This is a genomic window from Vibrio sp. 10N.222.49.C12 (assembly GCF_041475025.1).
GTDB classification, from domain to species: domain Bacteria; phylum Pseudomonadota; class Gammaproteobacteria; order Enterobacterales; family Vibrionaceae; genus Vibrio; species Vibrio crassostreae_C.
The window spans coordinates 17,375-35,150 of the sequence record NZ_JBFRVF010000024.1; the positions used below are offsets into that span (position 1 = coordinate 17,375).

The window sequence follows — 17,776 nt, forward strand, 5'->3', positions numbered from 1 at the left end:
AGAGAGATTACTTATGGTTGAAAGACGTCAATTTTCACGAGTTATTTATCAAGTCCCTACTGAGATCTCACAAGGACAAGTAAATATATCAGGCTCAGTGCAAGACTTATCACTCCATGGTTTACTCATTCAATGCAATGAATCAAAACAACTTAGCCATGATGTCCCTGTTCAAGTGAGCTTTAAGCTCGAAAACAGTGATATCAATATTCAGTTAGAAGCAACGATAGTCTCTACCATCAATACCTCAATGCGTTTACGCATAGAGCATTTAGATATTGATAGTATCAGCCACCTTAAGCGCCTTGTTGAGCTTAATGTTGGTGACGATGACCTGCTTTATAGAGAGATTGAACACCTTACCGACTTAGGCAAGGAATAATATCTCCATTACCCTTTTTCTATTAGAAGCATTTAGTTAATACAGAACCATGTCTAAAAAAGTGTCCATTACTATTCCCTCTAGTCAGGGGGAACAGACGTTTTACTTCGGTCGAAAAGCCGTACTCTTATGCATGACAACCCTGCTCTCAGTACCGATGTTGATTGGTGGTGCAACCTACATGCACCTTGAGAGTAAAAACAAGCTAGCTGCACAAGCCGGTGATGCACAACAGTTAATTGAAACTCTGATTGTTGAAAAAGAGCAGACCGAGTTCTTATACGCGGAACAAGTTGAAACCAACCACAACCTATCTCAAGCCTTAACTGAGAAAGAAGGTACGATTCAATTACTGGGTAAGCGTGTATTCGATGTGGAATCCGTTCTAGGCCTGGCTGATGAAGAGTTACACACCGATGAGGTTTCACTAGAAGACCGTATTGATGCTGCAGCCGTCGATTCCGCGGTAAGAGCTACCATGTTCCGCTTAATTCCTAATGATAGTCCGATGGCTTATCAACGCATCTCGTCTTCATACGGTCACCGTACTAACCCAATTACAGGCAAACGCCACAACCATACTGGTATCGACCTTACTTGTAAGCGTGGTGAAGATATCTTAGCACCGGCAGATGGTGTGATTGAAACCGTACGCCCAAGCAAGAAAGGCTTTGGTAACTTTATCACCATGCGCCATTCATTTGGCTTCATGAGCTCTTACGCGCATCTGCAAAAATTCAAAGTTCGCAGCGGTCAGTTTGTCAGTAAAGGTGATGTGATTGCGAGCTGTGGTAACTCAGGTAACTCAACTGGGCCACATCTGCATTATGAAGTACGCTTCCTTGGTCGCTCATTGAACCCTCAATACTTGATGGATTGGACACCAGAAAACTTCAATTACGTGTTTGAGAAAGAGAAAAAGGTGAAATGGGGTCCACTCGTTCAGCTGATTGATAACGTGGTTCGCTTGCAGATCAACCTAACTAACGTGCCTTACATCAGTTCAACTATCGACACAGTATCCAGCGATGATAACCGAGTCTCGAACGAGAATAACAAAGAGCCTATCGTGACTAACTAGGTTTTTTCGTTTGGCCCATGATGATCCAAATGCATTTCGCCTACTATAGGCCAGATGCAATATCGGCATTCAACACAAACAAAAAGAGCGACCAAATGGTCGCTCTTTTTTATTTTTCAAACCACACTATTAACCGCGATGAATCGAGTCATGTGCTTGTTTTAACAGGCTTTGGCTCTCTTGTAAAAATTGTTGTGAGTAGTCACCAAACCAATCACTCACTTGGTTGAAGCTCTCAACAAACTTAGCCTTATCTTTGCCATCTAGGATTTCTAACGCTTCTCCGAAACAGCTATGGAAGCGTCGAATCATCTCTATATTCTCATCCGAAGACAGAATGATATCACCGTACAAGTTCGGGTCTTGAGCAAATAGACGACCAACCATCGCAATCTCAAGTCGGTAGATTGGTGAGCTTAGCTTCAGAAGCTGATCAATATTCGGGTTCTCTTTACTCAGGTGTAAGCCGTAAGCAAAAGAGGTGAAGTGACGAAGTGCTTGAATCAAGGTCATGCCGTGATCGTGTTCAGCTGCATCCATCTGGCAAAGGCTCGCGCCCCAAATACCAAATTGATTCAGTAGCCATTGGTAGCTCTCAGAACCACGACCATCACTGTAAACAATCACCTGCTTAGCAAGGCTTGGAACATCAGGACCAAACATTGGGTGCAATCCAACCACTGGGCCTTGGTGCATGTTCATCATTGCTTGCAGCGGTTTAGATTTAATTGACGTCAAATCACATAGAATACAATCACTTGGTAGATTACCTAGCTTCGCAATCACACCTTCAGTTAAGTGAATTGGAACAGTCACAACCACAAGTCCTGCATTATCCAAGATTTCATCGGCTGTATCCCAATCTTGGCTGCCAAGGACTTTCACTTCGTAGCCAGACAGTTTGAACATACGACCAAACAAGCCACCAAGTTGACCATTACCACCAACGATCACCACTGAACGTAACTCTGGGTTAAGACACTTAAAGCCAGAATCTTTCTCACTGGCATAAGACTCACGCATAGTACGACGCAAAATATCTTCGATTAACTGTGGTGGAACCCCTATTTTCTCGGCTTCTTGACGACGAGATGCCAGCATCGCAGCTTCACGTTCTGGTACATAAATAGGTAAACCATGTTCACTTTTTACTTCGCCTACTTTCTCTACTAGAGCAAGGCGTTGAGCCAGTAAATCCAACATTTGTTTATCGACAGCATCGATTTGGTCGCGTAATTCGTTCAGTTCAACGGCCATTTTATTCCTTACTAATCTATAAGCCCGTGCCAATCTATCATCCCACAATCACGTAGGTTCGCTAGCAACAGATCTTAAAATGCCCCATTAGATGAGGCACTTAAATTTAAACTCTGACTAACCTTTCAAGCGGTTCTCTAAGAACGGGACTAATTCCGTATGTGCATGTTTTAATAGTGCCTCAGTTGAATCCCAATTGATACACGCGTCGGTAATAGAAACGCCGTATTTCATCTCATTGAGAGGTATATCCGAAGATTGATTTCCTTCGTTAATATGGCTTTCAATCATCAGGCCGATAATCGACTTGTTGCCTTCACGAATTTGGTGAATCACATCTTCTGCAACTAAAGGTTGGCGACGGAAATCTTTACGAGAGTTCGCGTGGCTACAGTCGACCATTAGCGCGGCCTCTAAGCCAGATTTACCCAGCTCTTGCTCACATTCGTGTACCGATACTGAATCGTAGTTCGTCTGCTTACCGCCACGTAAAATCACGTGACCATTTGGGTTACCTTGCGTTGTTAGTAGTGCAACCTGACCTTCGCGGCTGATACCCATGAAACGGTGGCTAGAAGAAGCCGCCTGCATTGCGTTGATTGCAGTGCCTAGGTTGCCATCGGTGCCGTTTTTAAAACCGATTGGCATTGAAAGACCACTTGCCATCTCACGGTGAGTTTGAGATTCAGTCGTACGAGCGCCAATAGCCGCCCAGCTGAAGGTATCTGCTAGGTATTGCGGGCTAATTGGGTCTAATGCTTCAGTCGCTAGTGGGATTTCCATCTCAGCGAGTTCAACAAGTAGTTCACGACCAACATGCAGACCATGCTCAATATCGAAAGTGCCGTCTAGATGTGGGTCATTGATCAAACCTTTCCAACCGACAGTGGTACGAGGTTTCTCAAAGTAAACACGCATAACAATATACAGTTGATCGCTAAGTTGCTCAGATAAGGCTTTTAGGCGTTTCGCGTACTCTTTCGCAGCTTCAATGTCATGGATAGAACATGGGCCACATACAACAAGCATGCGATGATCTTTCTTATGAATGATGTTTGCGATAGTTTGACGAGACTCTTGAATGAAACGACGAGCATTATCACTCAAAGGCAGTTTTGCTTTTAACTCCTCAGGAGTAATCAGTACCTGTTCGTCGATGATATTGACATTGCTTAATTCACTTTTCTGCATAACTCAACCTGTATATTTATTTTTACACCCAACATTTCCATTTGGGCTAACAATCTTTAAAAACACAATAACAGCTAAAAAAACGATTGCAAGTGTAAACAATAAAAAACATTAACTGTAAATTTTATCTTACACATTGAATTTAGCTCACTCTAAGAGATAAATAGGTTTAAACCATGGATCACACATACAAAAAAGGCGATATTTATCATATCGCCTTATCTAAAATTATTATGTGTTTATTTATCACTCACTGCCTAGCATTCGCTTAATCGTCTCTGAGGTCTCTTTCCACCTAGCATCCGAGTGAAGTGTCGACAAATCAAAGCTGTGTTTTTTAAGCAATGAGTTGGCTAAAGGCACCTCTTGAATCGCTAAGTTATCCAGAGCTTCAATTTGTGCATCTCGTTTATTACACATCAACACCATGTCACAACCTGCATTCAAGGCCGCTTTCGCTCTGTCGGCTGGTCCGCCCATAATGGCAGCGCCTTCCATCGTTAAATCGTCAGAGAATACCAAGCCTTTAAACCCAAGCTGCTGCTTCAATACTTTCTGTAGCCAATACTGTGAACCACTCGCAGGTTGATCATCATAGTGAGAGAAAACCACGTGAGCTGGCATCATGGCATCCAATATTCCAGCTTCAATTTGCGCCTTGAAGATTGCCATATCTGTTTCGAAGATGTCGTCTCTAGGGTCATATGGCGTCTCTAAGTGTGAGTCAGCAATCACGCCACCATGTCCAGGGAAGTGCTTGCCTGTCGTCGCCATGCCAACCGACTTCATGCCTTTGATGAAAGCGCTGCTATGACGAACAATGGTATCAATATCTTCACCAAACGCTCGGCTACCAATCGCTTTACACTCGTGGCCTTTGTCTAATACTGGCGCAAAGCTCAGATCGATATCGTGGGCAATCAATTCTGCCGCCATCAACCAACCCGCTTGTTCTGCTAACTGTTCGCCATTATTCTTAGTCGCGAATTCTTGAGCAGCTGGGATAATTGAAAAGCCATCGCGGAAGCGCTGAACTCGACCACCTTCTTGATCGACACCAATCAAAATAGGACGTTTCGCTACCTTGCGAATTTCTTTGTTTAACGCCGATAACTGTTTGCTATCGTGGTAGTTTCGAGCAAATAAGATGAGACCACCAACAGTTGGGTGCTCTAAAATTTCTTTGTCTTCCGCAGTCAGTTCGTAGCCTGCAACATCAACCCACAACGGTCCCATATTTATCCCTTATTAAACCTAATTTCATAAACTTCCCGAGGTTATTCTCTTTAAATTTGCTTTACAATGTTTTTAAACCAATCTGTGGAAGACTTTAAGAATGCAGTGCAAGAGCTTAGGAATGGATCATAAAGAACTGTATATCGGTGTGATGTCAGGGACGAGTATGGACGGTGTTGATACGGCCTTAGTGTCGATTGAAGATACGCGTATCACATTGCTTGCTCATGATGAGTTCCCAATGCCTGACGACCTCAAAGCGCGTCTGCTTGAAGTTTGTATTGGTCAGAAAACCGATTTGATTGCCATTGGCGAACTCGACCACCAGCTTGGCCATCTGTTTGCTGATGCGGTTCTGCAACTTCTCGAAAAGTCAGGTACACCTGCATCTTCTGTGACTGCGATTGGCAATCATGGTCAAACGGTATTCCACCAGCCAAGCGGCGAATCTCCATTTACCATGCAGTTGGGTGATGCCAACATCATTGCCGCTAAAACACAGATTCAAACGGTTGCCGATTTCAGGCGTAAAGACATGGCATTAGGCGGACAAGGTGCACCATTAGTCCCTGCCTTCCACCATACTATTTTCCAGCCACAAGACAGCTCAGTTGTAGTGTTGAATATTGGTGGTATCTCGAATATTTCAGTGCTGCGCCCTAATCAGCCAACGCTTGGTTATGATACAGGCCCGGGCAATATGTTGATGGACGCTTGGGTTGATAAACACACGGGCGATAAGTTTGACCGTGATGCCCAATTTGCGCTTAAAGGTCAGCTCAATCAAGCCTTTCTCGAACAGTTGTTAAATGAATCTTATCTATCTCAAATACCACCGAAAAGTACTGGTAGAGAACTGTTTAATCTACCGTGGCTAGAGCAACAATTAACAGAATTTAAAGATCTTGCAGCAGAAGATGTTCAGCGCACACTTTGTGAATACACCGCATTGACGATAGCCAATGAAGTGGAGACTTATCGCTTGGGTGACCAGCCTGCACTGTATGTGTGTGGCGGTGGTACACGAAATCCATTGTTGATGAAGAGGCTGTCTGAACTGCTTCCAAGTTGGGAGGTTGACTCAACCACCAGTAAAGGCGTGGACGCCGATTACATGGAAGCGATGGCTTTTGCGTGGCTTGCTCAACGTCATATTCATCAACTGCCAAGCAATTTACCAGAAGTGACTGGCGCAAGCAGAGCGGCCTCTCTAGGCGTTCTCTATCGTGCTGACTAAACAACTTTAGAACCATCATTTTAGAATCACCATTTAAGGACCATTATGAGTAACGACGCTCTCATATCAGCGCTCTCGCACCTCGTTTCGGAGGGGAGAAACCCTGACACTATGGATATTGATCTGCTCACCTCTCTCGAAGTGGTTGAAAAGATTAACCAACAAGACAAGCAAGTCCCACTGGCGATTGAAGCGGAACTGCCACAGATCGCGAAAGCGGTCGATAAAATTGCTCATGCCTTTCAAAACGGTGGTCGACTGATTTATATGGGCGCAGGCACCAGTGGTCGATTAGGTGTGTTAGACGCCTCAGAATGCCCACCGACTTTCGGTGTTTCGGACAAAATGGTTATCGGCTTAATTGCAGGCGGACCAGAGGCGATTTTAAAAGCCAAAGAAGGTGCAGAAGACTCGCTAACTCTCGGCATTGAAGATCTGAAAGCGATTCAGTTTTCAGAAAATGATGTCGTGGTAGGTATTGCTGCGAGCGGTCGCACACCTTACGTGATTGGTGCACTCAACTATGCCAATCAGCTTGGCGCAGTAACGGTTGCATTATCTTGTAACCCTGACTCTCCAATTGCTGAAATCGCTCAAATCGCAATTAGCCCGGTGGTTGGCCCAGAAGCATTGACTGGTTCAACACGACTCAAATCAGGTACAGCACAAAAGCTGGTGCTTAATATGCTGACCACTGCCAGCATGATTCGCATTGGTAAGAGCTACCAAAACCTTATGGTCGACGTAAAAGCGACCAATGAAAAGTTGGTTGCCCGCGCCGCTCGTATCGTTATCCAAGCAACGGAGTGCGATAAAGCACTGGCGGTGTCGACACTTAAAGCGACTGATTACGATGTGAAGTTATCTATTTTGATGATTCTAACAGGGCTAGATTTAGAGTTAGCCAAGGCTCAGCTTGATAAGCAAAATGGCTTCTTGAGAAAAGCCGTCGAGAATAATCAGTAATCTTAATTTGGCTTGTAGCTTCTCATTTAGACAGCTACTTCAACGACATACAAAAAGACCAGCACACACGCGGTACTGGTCTTTTTTTAGTTTTAATTTTTTATGGCTAGCTTGGGCTTAATAGTCGTTTGAGAACTCGTCCCAGCCGCGTTGCCATTCCATACGGAAACGTTGAGCGTCTTCCGTACCAGAACACACGCCTTCATACACCTGACCAGATAAACCAATCTGATAAGCATGGTTCGGATTACAATATTCAGTCACACCTAGGTGATAACCTTCTGTGTAACTCGCTTGATCGACTGCGCCAAGCTCAGTCATCTCTGAATACGAACGCTGAGTGTGGCCTTTGATACCATCACGATAGCCAATCTCTTGCCAATTGCCTTCAGCTGCTAAATCTTGAACATTGGCGCTGCATCCTGCAAGGCTAAATGCCACGGCGAATAGTACGATTATTTTTTTCATTTCAATCCTTTATATTGTTACTTCACCACTTTCTGACGAAGCGCTGCCTTTGTGGTGATTCTCCACTGAACGCCTATCGATGTCCACTTATTGTCTAATGTTCGCCACTTTAGGTTCATTCCGACCACTCAGAATCAATAGTCGCCGTTAAGCCAACTCAAACAACCTCTCTATAGAGCTAATAGGCCTCTCGATAGAAATATCGGCCACTCAGCACAGTGAACAAACCACTAAATCAGTTATAACACCGCTAAATTGGCTATTCGACCACTCACTCTCGTAGCGGAAGTTTCTTCTCATCGACTCCTTTAATATACACCCTGACTTAATTAATACATTCAGGGATAACAAATTATGATGTGGTTTCTTACCTGTGTCGCAGCACTCATTGGTGGCTACTTTATTTACGGTACCTTTATCGAGAAGATTTTCGGTATCAATGAAAAACGCCAAACACCTGCTCACACTAAGCAAGATGGCGTGGACTACGTTCCAATGTCGACACCAAAGGTTTACCTAGTTCAGCTGCTTAACATCGCAGGTGTAGGTCCAATCTTCGGCCCTATCATGGGTGCCCTTTATGGTCCAGCAGCAATGCTTTGGATCGTTCTAGGTTGTATCTTCGCAGGTGCAGTACACGACTACTTCTCAGGTATGTTATCTATCCGTAATGGCGGAGCTTCGGTTCCAACCATCACTGGACGTTACCTAGGCAATGGCGCAAAACACTTTATGAACATCTTTGCCATTGTTCTACTGCTTCTTGTTGGTGTGGTATTCGTATCTGCTCCAGCAGGTATGATCACTAACCTAGTGAACGACCAAACTGATTTCGCGATGTCTGCAACTACGATGGTTGTTATCATTTTTGCTTACTACATCATCGCAACGATTGTCCCTGTCGATAAAATCATTGGTCGCTTCTACCCACTGTTCGGTGCACTGCTTATCTTTATGTCTGTTGGCCTAATCACTGCGATTGGTCTATCTGACGAACACCAAATCATGGGGGGCTTTGAGATCAGCGACATGTTCACCAACATGAACCCGAATGACCTACCACTTTGGCCTGCTCTCTTCATCACTATCGCATGTGGTGCTATCTCTGGCTTCCACGCCACTCAGTCTCCTCTGATGGCGCGTTGTATGGAAAACGAGAAGAACGGTCGCTTCGTATTCTACGGCGCAATGATTGGTGAAGGCATCATCGCTCTAATCTGGTGTGCACTTGCTCTGTCTTTCTTCGGTTCGGTTGAGTCTCTGTCTGACGCAATTGCAAACGGCGGCCCAGGTAACGTAGTATACAGCGCTTCATTTGGTCTACTGGGTGTATTTGGCGGTATCCTTGCTTTCCTTGGCGTGGTTATCCTACCAATCACTTCTGGTGACACAGCGTTCCGTTCAAGCCGTCTTATCCTTGCTGAATACTTCAACATGGAACAGAAAACACTGCGTAACCGTCTACTAATGGCGTTACCACTGTTCGTTATCGGTGGCATCCTGACTCAAGTTGATTTCGGTATCATCTGGCGCTACTTCGGTTTTGCTAACCAATCAACAGCCGTAATGATGCTGTGGACAGCTTCAGCTTACCTACTTCGCCACAACAAACTGCACTGGGTAACAACAGTTCCAGCTATCTTCATGACGTCTGTGTGTATCACATTCATCCTGAACAACAGCCAACTGGGCTTCGGTCTACCAATGCAAATCTCAACCATCATTGGTGTGGTGAGTGCGCTAGGTGTTGCGGCTTACGTTATTAAAATTTCAAAAGGCAAAGGCGATATCGACCTAGCTGATGAAGAAGAGAAAGAAGCAAAAGGCGTTACCAAAACAGCCTAGTTCTTTAAGGCTCTTGGGAACAAGAGACCAATCTTCATAGAAAGAGATAAAAGAACAGCCAAACACAACTTCGCTTGCTCCCGTAATCACTCAGTGATTCGTGGAACCTAAGACTAAAGCCCGTCCACTGTGATGGGCTTTATTGTTTGTAGGCGTTAGTGCTTTCAACTCTGGGAAGCGAATATAGGCTACTAAAACACAAGCAAAGCTACCGTTACCAAGCAATGAGCTTTACACTTAACAAGCGTCTCAATAGGTGAAAATATGGAACTCATTCTCTCTCTGCTGCAACAAACCTGCGTCTACTTAGTGATTGCTTACATGCTGAGTAAAACCCCACTGATTCTCCCTTTGTTGAGCATCTCTTCACGCTTAGGCCATAAGATCAGCTGCTACGTTCTGTTCTCCCTATTCTGTATTATGGGCACCTATTTCGGACTGCAAATCAATGATGCCATCGCCAACACGCGAGCGATGGGCGCGGTAATGGGCGGTTTGTTTGGTGGTCCTGTAGTTGGCTTTGCGGTCGGCTTTACTGGCGGGATTCATCGCTATTCATTGGGTGGATTTACGGACTTAGCTTGTGCTATCTCAACGACAGCAGAAGGCTTGATTGGTGGCCTGCTGCATGTGTACTTAGTCAGAAAGAACAAAGCCAGTCAGCTGTTTAATCCGCTGGTAGTGTTCTCTGTCACCCTATTTGCAGAAATTATTCAAATGTTGATTCTGCTCGCAGTCGCCAAACCCTTCGAACAATCCTATGCTCTGGTCTCCGATATTGCGGCGCCAATGATCATCGCTAACTCGGTCGGTGCAGCACTGTTCATGAGCATCATCCAAGACAGAAAAACCATCTTCGAAAAGTACTCGGCTACCTTCTCACGCCGCGCACTGACCATTGCCGAACGTTCGGTGGGTATTTTGCATGGTGGGTTCAATTCCGATAACGCACAAAAAATCGTACGTATCGTTTATGAAGAGACCAACGTAGGAGCGGTAGCGATTACCGACCGAGAGAAAATCCTCGCGTTCGTTGGTATTGGTGATGAACACCATATTCCGAACACCCCGATTTCATCGCAAAGCACGCTCACTTCGATGGAACAGAACGACATCATCTACCTTGATGGCAAAGAGAACCCATACCAATGCTCCTTGTCGCAGGATTGTAAATTGGGTTCTGCGTTGATTATTCCATTGCGCGCGGGTAACGAAGTGGTCGGCACCATCAAGCTCTATGAGCCAAAGCTGAAACTATTCTCAACTATCAATATGTCGATGGGTGAAGGTATCGCTCAACTACTGTCGAGCCAGATCCTATTTAGCAACTACCAGCAGCAGCAAACGCTACTGACACAAGCAGAAATCAAACTGCTGCACGCTCAAGTGAACCCGCACTTCTTGTTCAATGCGCTTAATACTATCAGCGCAGTAACACGTCGTGACCCAGATAAAGCTCGAGAGTTGATTCAACACCTGTCTCACTTCTTTAGAAGCAACCTAAAGCAGAACATCAACACCGTGAAGCTCAAAGACGAACTGGCACACGTCAACGCTTACCTGACCATAGAGAAAGCACGCTTTACCGATCGACTAGAAGTGGAATGGGATATCGACCCGCAGTTATATGAATCTCAATTGCCGAGCTTTACCCTGCAACCGCTGGTAGAAAACGCCATCAAACATGGTATTTCGAACATGTTGGAAGGTGGCACAGTAAAGATCTACAGCGAACCTTTCGGAGGTGGATTCAAACTGATCGTCGAAGACAATGCAGGCAACTATCAGAAACCATCTCAAGATCATGTCGGATTAGGTATGGAGATTGTTGATAAACGACTCACTAATTTCTTTGGACAAGACTCAGCACTAAAAATAGAATCTCAACCACAGCAATTTACTCGAATGAGCTTTATCATACCTATACTAAAATAACGGTCTTTTCGGAGACGGATCGCTCCGAGTTGAAACATTTAGAAGCAGACATTTAAAAGATAAGCGTGAACCAAGCAGGGATAGAACCAAGATGAAGATTGTAGGATGTTAAAGGCACTAGTTATCGATGATGAGCTTTTTGCTCGCGAAGAACTGATTGAGCTGCTGACCGAAACCGGAGAAGTGGAAATCATAGGCCAAGCGAGTAACGCGATCGAAGGACTGAAACAGATCAACCTACTCAAGCCTGATGTCGTGTATTTGGATATCCAAATGCCGCAGGTTACTGGGATTGAGCTGTTAAGCATGCTTGACCCAGATACCATGCCCTACGTGGTATTCGTCACCGCCTACGACCAATATGCGATTCAAGCCTTTGAAGATAACGCTTTTGATTACCTACTTAAGCCAGTCGAGCCTTGTCGATTAAACAAGAGCGTTTGTCGCCTGAATAAGGTCATCAAACAAAATCAGAAAGCACCAGAACAGAACATCTCAGCGATTGCTCCCTGTCACTTAGAGCAAATCCCATGTATTGGTCATAACCGCATTGTGATCATGGCAAGCCAAACGGTAGAGTGCGCCTATTCCGATATCAGTGGTGTGCATGTTCGTAGCTCATCGCAAACCGCAACCTCACAGTTAACACTAAAGATCTTGGAAGAAAAGACCGATTTGATCCGCTGTCATCGACAGTATTTGATCAACATAAAATCGATCCAAGAGATCAAACTGCTAGAAAATGGATTAGCAGAGATCATTACCCTGACTGGCTTTGAAGTCCCGGTGAGTCGTCGTTATTTAAAGACTTTAAAAGAGCAACTCGGTCTCCAGTAACGCGTTAGAATTAGACGCCTTGTTCCAAAGCACGATCAAAAAAGCCAACGCATCAACGTTGGCTTTTTACTGTTTAAGAATCGATAGAAATTAGTCGACTTGTTTAATCTGTAGCTCTTTTGGTACTTCGAAGAACATATTCTCTTCACGACCTTGAATCTCTTCAACGTCAGTAGCACCAAGCTCGCGAATTCGATCTAAGATTTGATTTACCAGCTCTTCAGGAGCAGATGCACCCGCCGTTACACCGATTTTCTTCTTGCCTTCAACCCATTCTGTTTGAATGTCTTCAGGGCAATCCGTTAGGTAACCAGGTGTGCCTAGTTTTTCAGCCAGCTCTTTCAAGCGTGTTGAGTTCGATGAGTTCTTAGAACCAACCACAATCACAACGTCAACATCGTTTGCCATCTCACGAACAGCGTCTTGACGGTTTTGAGTCGCGTAACAGATGTCGTCTTTACGAGGGCCTTGAATCTCAGGGAATACACGACGTAGCTCTTCGATTACATCAGCGGTTTCATCAACAGACAAGGTAGTTTGGCTAACATAGTGCAGGTTAGTTGGATCGTTCACCACTAGGTTTTGCACGTCCTCTGGTCTCTCAACCAAGTACATACCACCTGTTTGGCTCGCGTATTGACCCATAGTACCTTCAACTTCAGGGTGACCTGCGTGACCAATCAGTACCACTTCCATATGTTTGCGGCTCGCACGAGCCACTTCCATATGAACTTTAGTTACCAAAGGACACGTTGCATCGAATACCGTTAGCTCGCGCTCTTTCGCTTCTTTACGAACCGCTTGAGACACGCCGTGAGCAGAGAAGATCACGATGTTATCGTCTGGCACTTCGCTAAGTTCTTCGACAAAAATAGCACCGCGTTGTTTTAGCCCCTCAACAACAAAGCGGTTGTGTACCACTTCATGACGAACGTAGATCGGTGGCTGGTACATTTCGAGTGCGCGCTCGACAATGCTGATCGCACGATCAACACCGGCACAAAAGCCACGAGGGTTAGCTAACATTATTTTCATTTCATTGCTCATCATTTATCGCGGTACTAAGGTTGTTTCTATAGAGTTCGCCGTCGGCGAGGCTCGCATTCTACAGTGAAGCGCCTAGACAGTGAAGCTCTGGGTAACATCACTGCTGTAAGGCTATCTTGTTCTAGCGTGAAGACAGCTATTCTAACGTTCAGAGAGCTAGTCGACAGCTAAGATATTGACGTCAAACGTAACATCTTGGCCTGCAAGTGGGTGATTAAAATCAACCGTCACTGAATCGCCAGCGATCTCAGTGATAATACCTGGGATTTCCATGCCGTCTGGACCAGAAAATGCCATGATAGTGCCCACTTCAACCTCAGAGTCGCCAACAAATTTAGCACGGTCCATGTGATGGATATGATCTGGATTCGGCATACCAAATGCATCTTCCGCTTTCAGGTCGATAGACTTTTCAGTACCGGCTTCAAGCCCAAGTAAGCACGCTTCAAAGTTCTCGCTTAGGCTACCATCTCCCATCACGAACTTCGCCGGTTTGCCCATATTTTCGGTGCTATCGGCAACTGAACCATCCTTCATCTTAATCGTAAAATGTAGGGTTACTGCTGAATCATTTTTAATTGCTGCCACGTTACTTTCCTTAGACTTCTTTATTATTTGAGGATGCATTTTGCTTTGCTTCCTTGTTGACTGAAGCATAAAAAAAAGCGCCACCGGAATCAACCGACAGCGCTTAGGGCTATTCTATTCTGTGAGTCATAGACTGACTTTGAAGCAAGCTATTTGCTTTCGTCTTTCTTACGGAAACCATCTAAGATGATCATCGCAGCACCGATACAGATTCCCATATCCGCTAAGTTAAATGCAGGCCAGTGGTAAGTGCCCCAGTAGAAGTCTAAGTAATCGACAACAAAGCCATGTACGACTCGGTCAAACACATTACCTACTGCACCACCAATGATGATCGCATAAGCAATGTTATTCCACTTCTCTGTTGCTGGTAGTTTGCTCATCCAGTACGTCAGCATACCTGTTACCGCAAATGCGATACCCGTAAATAACCAACGCTGCCAACCACTTTGATCACTCAAGAAGCTAAACGCTGCACCGTAGTTATGCACGTACAAAAAGTTAAAGAATGGCAGCACCTCAATACGGTTTGCCCAACCATAACCCATATTGTCCATGACAAAGAGTTTAATGCCGATATCAGCCAAGAAGACCAATAGAGCCAGCCATAACCAACGTACACCGGATTGTTTTAACGAAACTTCACTCATTTCTATTCCTAGTATTTACGAAGTTGGTATTCATTGTTAGTCACCTTACGTGACCTTGATTACCAACTTGGTTAAACACATTTCCTATAACTAAAAATAACCCCAGTTGATACTGGGGCTATGATTTTTACAAAAAGTTCAGTCTTTCTCTGAGTCGTTATGCGAACTTACGCACTTCGCCTTCACCGTCGATGTTCGACACACAACGACCACAAACTTTCTCGTGACCTTCGATAGTGCCTACATCTGGAGTGTGGTGCCAGCAACGGTCACACTTCTCAGCTTCAGTAGCCGCAACTTCAACGAATAGACCAGCAACGTCTGTCGCTTGCGCTGCATCAGACTTCTCGCTCAGTGGCTTAACAACAGCTGCAGAGGTGATAAGTACGAAACGTAGCTCATCTTCTAGCTTGTTGATTTTAGCCGCTAGTGCATCGTCAGCGTATAGAGTAACTTCAGCTTGCAGTGCACCACCGATCGTTTTCTCTTTACGAGCATCTTCAAGAAGCTTGTTCACTGCGCCACGAACAGACTGGATTTCAGTCCAGAATTCGTTGCTTAGCTCTTCGCCTTCTGCAAGACCAAATAGACCTTCGAACCACTCACCTGTGAATACGAACGTGTCGCGCTGCTCTCCAGTTGGTAAAGAGCTTGGCATTTCGTTCCAAATTTCATCTGCAGTGAACGACATGATAGGTGCCATCCAACGAACTAGAGCTTCTACGATGTAGTAAAGCGCCGTTTGACAGCTACGTTGAGCATGGCTGCCCTGCTTCGCTGTGTACTGACGGTCTTTGATTACGTCTAGGTAGAAAGAACCCATTTCGATAGAACAGAACTGCATTAGACGTTGAGTCACACCGTGAGTGTTGTACTCGCCGTATGCTTTAACAATCTCTTCTTGTGCAGCTTGAGCACGGCCAACAGCCCAGCGATCAAGTGCAACCATCTCTTCAGCAGGAACTAGGTCAGTTTCAGGGTTGAAACCGTTCAAGTTCGCTAGGAAGAAACGAGCCGTGTTACGAATACGACGGTAAGCATCCGCTGAACGCTTCAGGATTTCATCAGAAACCGCAACTTCACCCGTGTAGTCTGTAGAAGCAACCCATAGACGCAGGATATCTGCACCTAGCTTGTTGGTTACGTCTTTAGGAGCAACAACGTTACCGATAGATTTAGACATCTTACGGCCGTTACCATCCACTACGAAACCGTGCGTTAGTACTTGCTTGTACGGTGCTTCGTCTTTCATCGCGATAGATGAAATTAGAGAAGACTGGAACCAGCCACGGTGTTGGTCTGAACCTTCAAGGTAAAGATCAGCACTGTGAGTGCGCTCTTCGTTCGGGAAGTTGTACTCTTCACGAGAATCAACAACAGAGAAGTGCGTAACACCTGAGTCGAACCATACGTCTAACGTATCCATTACTTTTTCGTACTTATCAGCGTCTTCTGCGCCCATAAGTTCAGCAGCGTCTACATCCCACCAAGCTTGAATGCCTTTCTCTTCAACTAGCTTCGCAACTTTTTCAATAAGCGCTGGGCTTTCTGGGTGAAGTTCTGCTGTTTCTTTATGAACAAACAAAGCAATTGGCACACCCCAAGTACGTTGACGAGAGATACACCACTCAGGACGACCTTCAACCATGCCTTCGATACGGCTTTGACCCCATTCAGGCAACCACTCAACACTCTTGATTGACTCTAGTGCTTTAGCACGTAGGCCAGCTTGATCCATAGAGATGAACCATTGTGGTGTTGCGCGGAAGATGATTGGAGTTTTGTGTCTCCAACAGTGTGGGTAGCTGTGCTCGTAAGCGTGGTGATGCAGAAGTGCACCTTTCTCTTTTAGAACTTCTAAAACAGAGTCGTTCGCTTTGAATACGTGCTGACCAGCAAATAGCTCTGTATCTGGCAGGTAAACGCCGTTAGAACCAACTGGGTTAGCGATTTCTAGGTTGTACTTTTTACCAACCACGAAATCTTCTTGACCGTGACCAGGCGCAGTGTGAACCACACCAGTACCTGAATCTGTTGTTACGTGATCGCCAAGAACTGCAGGAACAGTAAAGTCGTAGAACGGGTGGTTGAACTGAGAAAGCTCAAGATCAGCACCTGTAGCAAAACCAAGGTTGTGGAAGTGCTCGATACCTGCACGATCCATTACGTCTTTTGCTAGTTCAGAAGCAACAACGATACGTTGAGCAGGCTGGTCGCCATTCGCTTCAACTTGGATAAGCACGTATTCAAGATCATCACGTAGACATACTGCGCGGTTAGCAGGCAGAGTCCATGGTGTTGTTGTCCAGATAACGATAGAAATTTCGCCTTGACCCGCATGACCTTCAGCTAGAGTAAATTTCTCTAGAAGCGCCGCTTCGTCAGCTGCTGTAAATTTCACATCGATAGATGGAGAAACTTTATCTTTGTATTCAACTTCAGCTTCAGCCAGAGCAGAACCACAATCAGTACACCAGTGAACGGGTTTGAAACCTTTAAGAAGGTGACCTTTGTCTGCGATTTTGCCAAGAGAACGAATGATGTTCGCTTCTGTGCCAAAATCCATAGTGCGATAAGGTTTGTCCCACTCGCCCATGATGCCAAGACGTTTGAAGCTCTCTTTCTGACCTTCAACTTGACCCGCAGCGTACTTTCGACACTCTTCGCGGAATTCAGCCGCCGAAATCTTCTGACCAGGCTTACCTTTCTTCTTCTCAACCATTAGCTCGATTGGAAGACCGTGACAGTCCCAACCAGGGATGTACGGTGCATCAAAACCAGAAAGGGTCTTAGATTTGATAATAATGTCTTTAAGAATCTTATTCAGCGCGTGGCCAATGTGAATATCGCCGTTCGCGTATGGAGGGCCATCATGCAGTACGAAAGATTTTTTACCTTTCTTTGCCTTACGGATTTCGCCGTAAAGATCTTCTTTGTACCAACGCTTCAGCATTTCTGGCTCACGATTTGCCAGATTGCCGCGCATTGGGAACCCTGTTTCTGGTAAGTTCAGGGTATCTTTATAATCACTCATCGATTCTTAATTCCGTTATATT

15 protein-coding genes are annotated in these 17,776 nt (G+C 45.1%); 7 read left to right on the forward strand and 8 right to left on the reverse strand.

Translation table 11 applies throughout. The annotated features are described in order from the left end of the window. The first annotated feature begins 13 nt into the window (after positions 1-13). A complete protein-coding gene (locus AB4583_RS08355; protein WP_372117014.1) occupies positions 14-382 on the forward strand; it encodes a PilZ domain-containing protein in 369 nt (122 codons plus the stop codon). Positions 383-431: 49 nt separating this feature from the next. Next, on the forward strand, positions 432-1,463 hold the full coding sequence (locus AB4583_RS08360) for a M23 family metallopeptidase (RefSeq protein ID WP_029235755.1): 1,032 nt from the start codon (positions 432-434) through the stop codon (positions 1,461-1,463). 129 nt (positions 1,464-1,592) lie between these two features. Here the strand turns inward: AB4583_RS08360 and tyrA are convergent, their stop codons facing one another. The 3 genes from tyrA to nagZ form a co-directional block, all read right to left on the reverse strand. After that, positions 1,593-2,720, reverse strand: coding sequence for a bifunctional chorismate mutase/prephenate dehydrogenase (gene tyrA / locus AB4583_RS08365; RefSeq protein ID WP_017062859.1), 1,128 nt, complete (start codon positions 2,718-2,720; stop codon positions 1,593-1,595). Positions 2,721-2,837: 117 nt separating this feature from the next. Next, entirely contained in the window at positions 2,838-3,911 is a 1,074-nt protein-coding gene (locus AB4583_RS08370; protein ID WP_017059354.1) for a 3-deoxy-7-phosphoheptulonate synthase, read from the reverse strand. A 246-nt stretch (positions 3,912-4,157) separates the two neighbouring features. Then, positions 4,158-5,147, reverse strand: a complete 990-nt coding sequence (gene nagZ / locus AB4583_RS08375) for a beta-N-acetylhexosaminidase (RefSeq protein ID WP_372117015.1) — start codon at positions 5,145-5,147, stop codon at positions 4,158-4,160. A gap of 121 nt (positions 5,148-5,268) precedes the next feature. Between nagZ and AB4583_RS08380 the strand changes: the two genes are divergently transcribed. After that, a complete protein-coding gene (locus AB4583_RS08380; protein WP_017070059.1) occupies positions 5,269-6,384 on the forward strand; it encodes an anhydro-N-acetylmuramic acid kinase in 1,116 nt (371 codons plus the stop codon). Positions 6,385-6,429: 45 nt separating this feature from the next. Beyond that, positions 6,430-7,350 carry an N-acetylmuramic acid 6-phosphate etherase gene (gene murQ / locus AB4583_RS08385; RefSeq protein WP_050651903.1) on the forward strand — a complete coding sequence of 307 codons (921 nt, stop codon included), beginning with the start codon at positions 6,430-6,432 and terminating at the stop codon, positions 7,348-7,350. Between the two features lie 117 nt (positions 7,351-7,467). On the opposite strand, the gene AB4583_RS08390 is transcribed toward murQ, so the two are convergent. Further along, the gene (locus AB4583_RS08390; protein ID WP_017059350.1) at positions 7,468-7,818 is read right to left on the reverse strand and encodes a DUF2799 domain-containing protein; all 351 of its coding nucleotides are present in this window, start codon (positions 7,816-7,818) and stop codon (positions 7,468-7,470) included. Positions 7,819-8,172: 354 nt separating this feature from the next. Here AB4583_RS08390 and AB4583_RS08395 point away from each other — a divergent pair, with 354 nt between their 5' ends. From AB4583_RS08395 to btsR, 3 genes are all read left to right on the forward strand, one after another. Next, positions 8,173-9,663 (forward strand): carbon starvation protein A, encoded by a 1,491-nt coding sequence (locus AB4583_RS08395; protein ID WP_017062863.1) that lies wholly within the window; start codon positions 8,173-8,175, stop codon positions 9,661-9,663. Positions 9,664-9,927: 264 nt separating this feature from the next. Further along, complete coding sequence (locus AB4583_RS08400; protein ID WP_017070062.1) at positions 9,928-11,598, forward strand: sensor histidine kinase; 1,671 nt, start codon at positions 9,928-9,930, stop codon at positions 11,596-11,598. A gap of 105 nt (positions 11,599-11,703) precedes the next feature. Then, positions 11,704-12,435 carry a two-component system response regulator BtsR gene (gene btsR, locus AB4583_RS08405; protein WP_017070063.1) on the forward strand — a complete coding sequence of 244 codons (732 nt, stop codon included), beginning with the start codon at positions 11,704-11,706 and terminating at the stop codon, positions 12,433-12,435. Positions 12,436-12,525: 90 nt separating this feature from the next. Here btsR and ispH read toward each other — a convergent pair whose 3' ends face one another. The 4 genes from ispH to ileS form a co-directional block, all read right to left on the reverse strand. After that, positions 12,526-13,482, reverse strand: a complete 957-nt coding sequence (gene ispH / locus AB4583_RS08410) for a 4-hydroxy-3-methylbut-2-enyl diphosphate reductase (RefSeq protein WP_171731860.1) — start codon at positions 13,480-13,482, stop codon at positions 12,526-12,528. A gap of 156 nt (positions 13,483-13,638) precedes the next feature. After that, the gene (gene fkpB, locus AB4583_RS08415; protein WP_004739519.1) at positions 13,639-14,070 is read right to left on the reverse strand and encodes an FKBP-type peptidyl-prolyl cis-trans isomerase; all 432 of its coding nucleotides are present in this window, start codon (positions 14,068-14,070) and stop codon (positions 13,639-13,641) included. 149 nt (positions 14,071-14,219) lie between these two features. Beyond that, on the reverse strand, positions 14,220-14,720 hold the full coding sequence (gene lspA / locus AB4583_RS08420; RefSeq protein ID WP_004739521.1) for a signal peptidase II: 501 nt from the start codon (positions 14,718-14,720) through the stop codon (positions 14,220-14,222). Between the two features lie 157 nt (positions 14,721-14,877). Then, the gene (gene ileS / locus AB4583_RS08425; protein ID WP_017059344.1) at positions 14,878-17,754 is read right to left on the reverse strand and encodes an isoleucine--tRNA ligase; all 2,877 of its coding nucleotides are present in this window, start codon (positions 17,752-17,754) and stop codon (positions 14,878-14,880) included. Positions 17,755-17,776: the final 22 nt, after the last annotated feature.

Bases quoted from the DNA above. Each gene is read 5' to 3' on its own strand.
- AB4583_RS08355 (WP_372117014.1), top strand. From the start codon at position 14: ATGGTTGAAAGACGTCAATTTTCACGAGTTATTTATCAAGTCCCTACT.
- AB4583_RS08360 (WP_029235755.1), top strand. From the start codon at position 432: ATGTCTAAAAAAGTGTCCATTACTATTCCCTCTAGTCAGGGGGAACAG.
- tyrA (WP_017062859.1), bottom strand. From the start codon at position 2,720: ATGGCCGTTGAACTGAACGAATTACGCGACCAAATCGATGCTGTCGAT.
- AB4583_RS08370 (WP_017059354.1), bottom strand. From the start codon at position 3,911: ATGCAGAAAAGTGAATTAAGCAATGTCAATATCATCGACGAACAGGTA.
- nagZ (WP_372117015.1), bottom strand. From the start codon at position 5,147: ATGGGACCGTTGTGGGTTGATGTTGCAGGCTACGAACTGACTGCGGAA.
- AB4583_RS08380 (WP_017070059.1), top strand. From the start codon at position 5,269: ATGGATCATAAAGAACTGTATATCGGTGTGATGTCAGGGACGAGTATG.
- murQ (WP_050651903.1), top strand. From the start codon at position 6,430: ATGAGTAACGACGCTCTCATATCAGCGCTCTCGCACCTCGTTTCGGAG.
- AB4583_RS08390 (WP_017059350.1), bottom strand. From the start codon at position 7,818: ATGAAAAAAATAATCGTACTATTCGCCGTGGCATTTAGCCTTGCAGGA.
- AB4583_RS08395 (WP_017062863.1), top strand. From the start codon at position 8,173: ATGATGTGGTTTCTTACCTGTGTCGCAGCACTCATTGGTGGCTACTTT.
- AB4583_RS08400 (WP_017070062.1), top strand. From the start codon at position 9,928: ATGGAACTCATTCTCTCTCTGCTGCAACAAACCTGCGTCTACTTAGTG.
- btsR (WP_017070063.1), top strand. From the start codon at position 11,704: ATGTTAAAGGCACTAGTTATCGATGATGAGCTTTTTGCTCGCGAAGAA.
- ispH (WP_171731860.1), bottom strand. From the start codon at position 13,482: ATGAGCAATGAAATGAAAATAATGTTAGCTAACCCTCGTGGCTTTTGT.
- lspA (WP_004739521.1), bottom strand. From the start codon at position 14,720: ATGAGTGAAGTTTCGTTAAAACAATCCGGTGTACGTTGGTTATGGCTG.
- ileS (WP_017059344.1), bottom strand. From the start codon at position 17,754: ATGAGTGATTATAAAGATACCCTGAACTTACCAGAAACAGGGTTCCCA.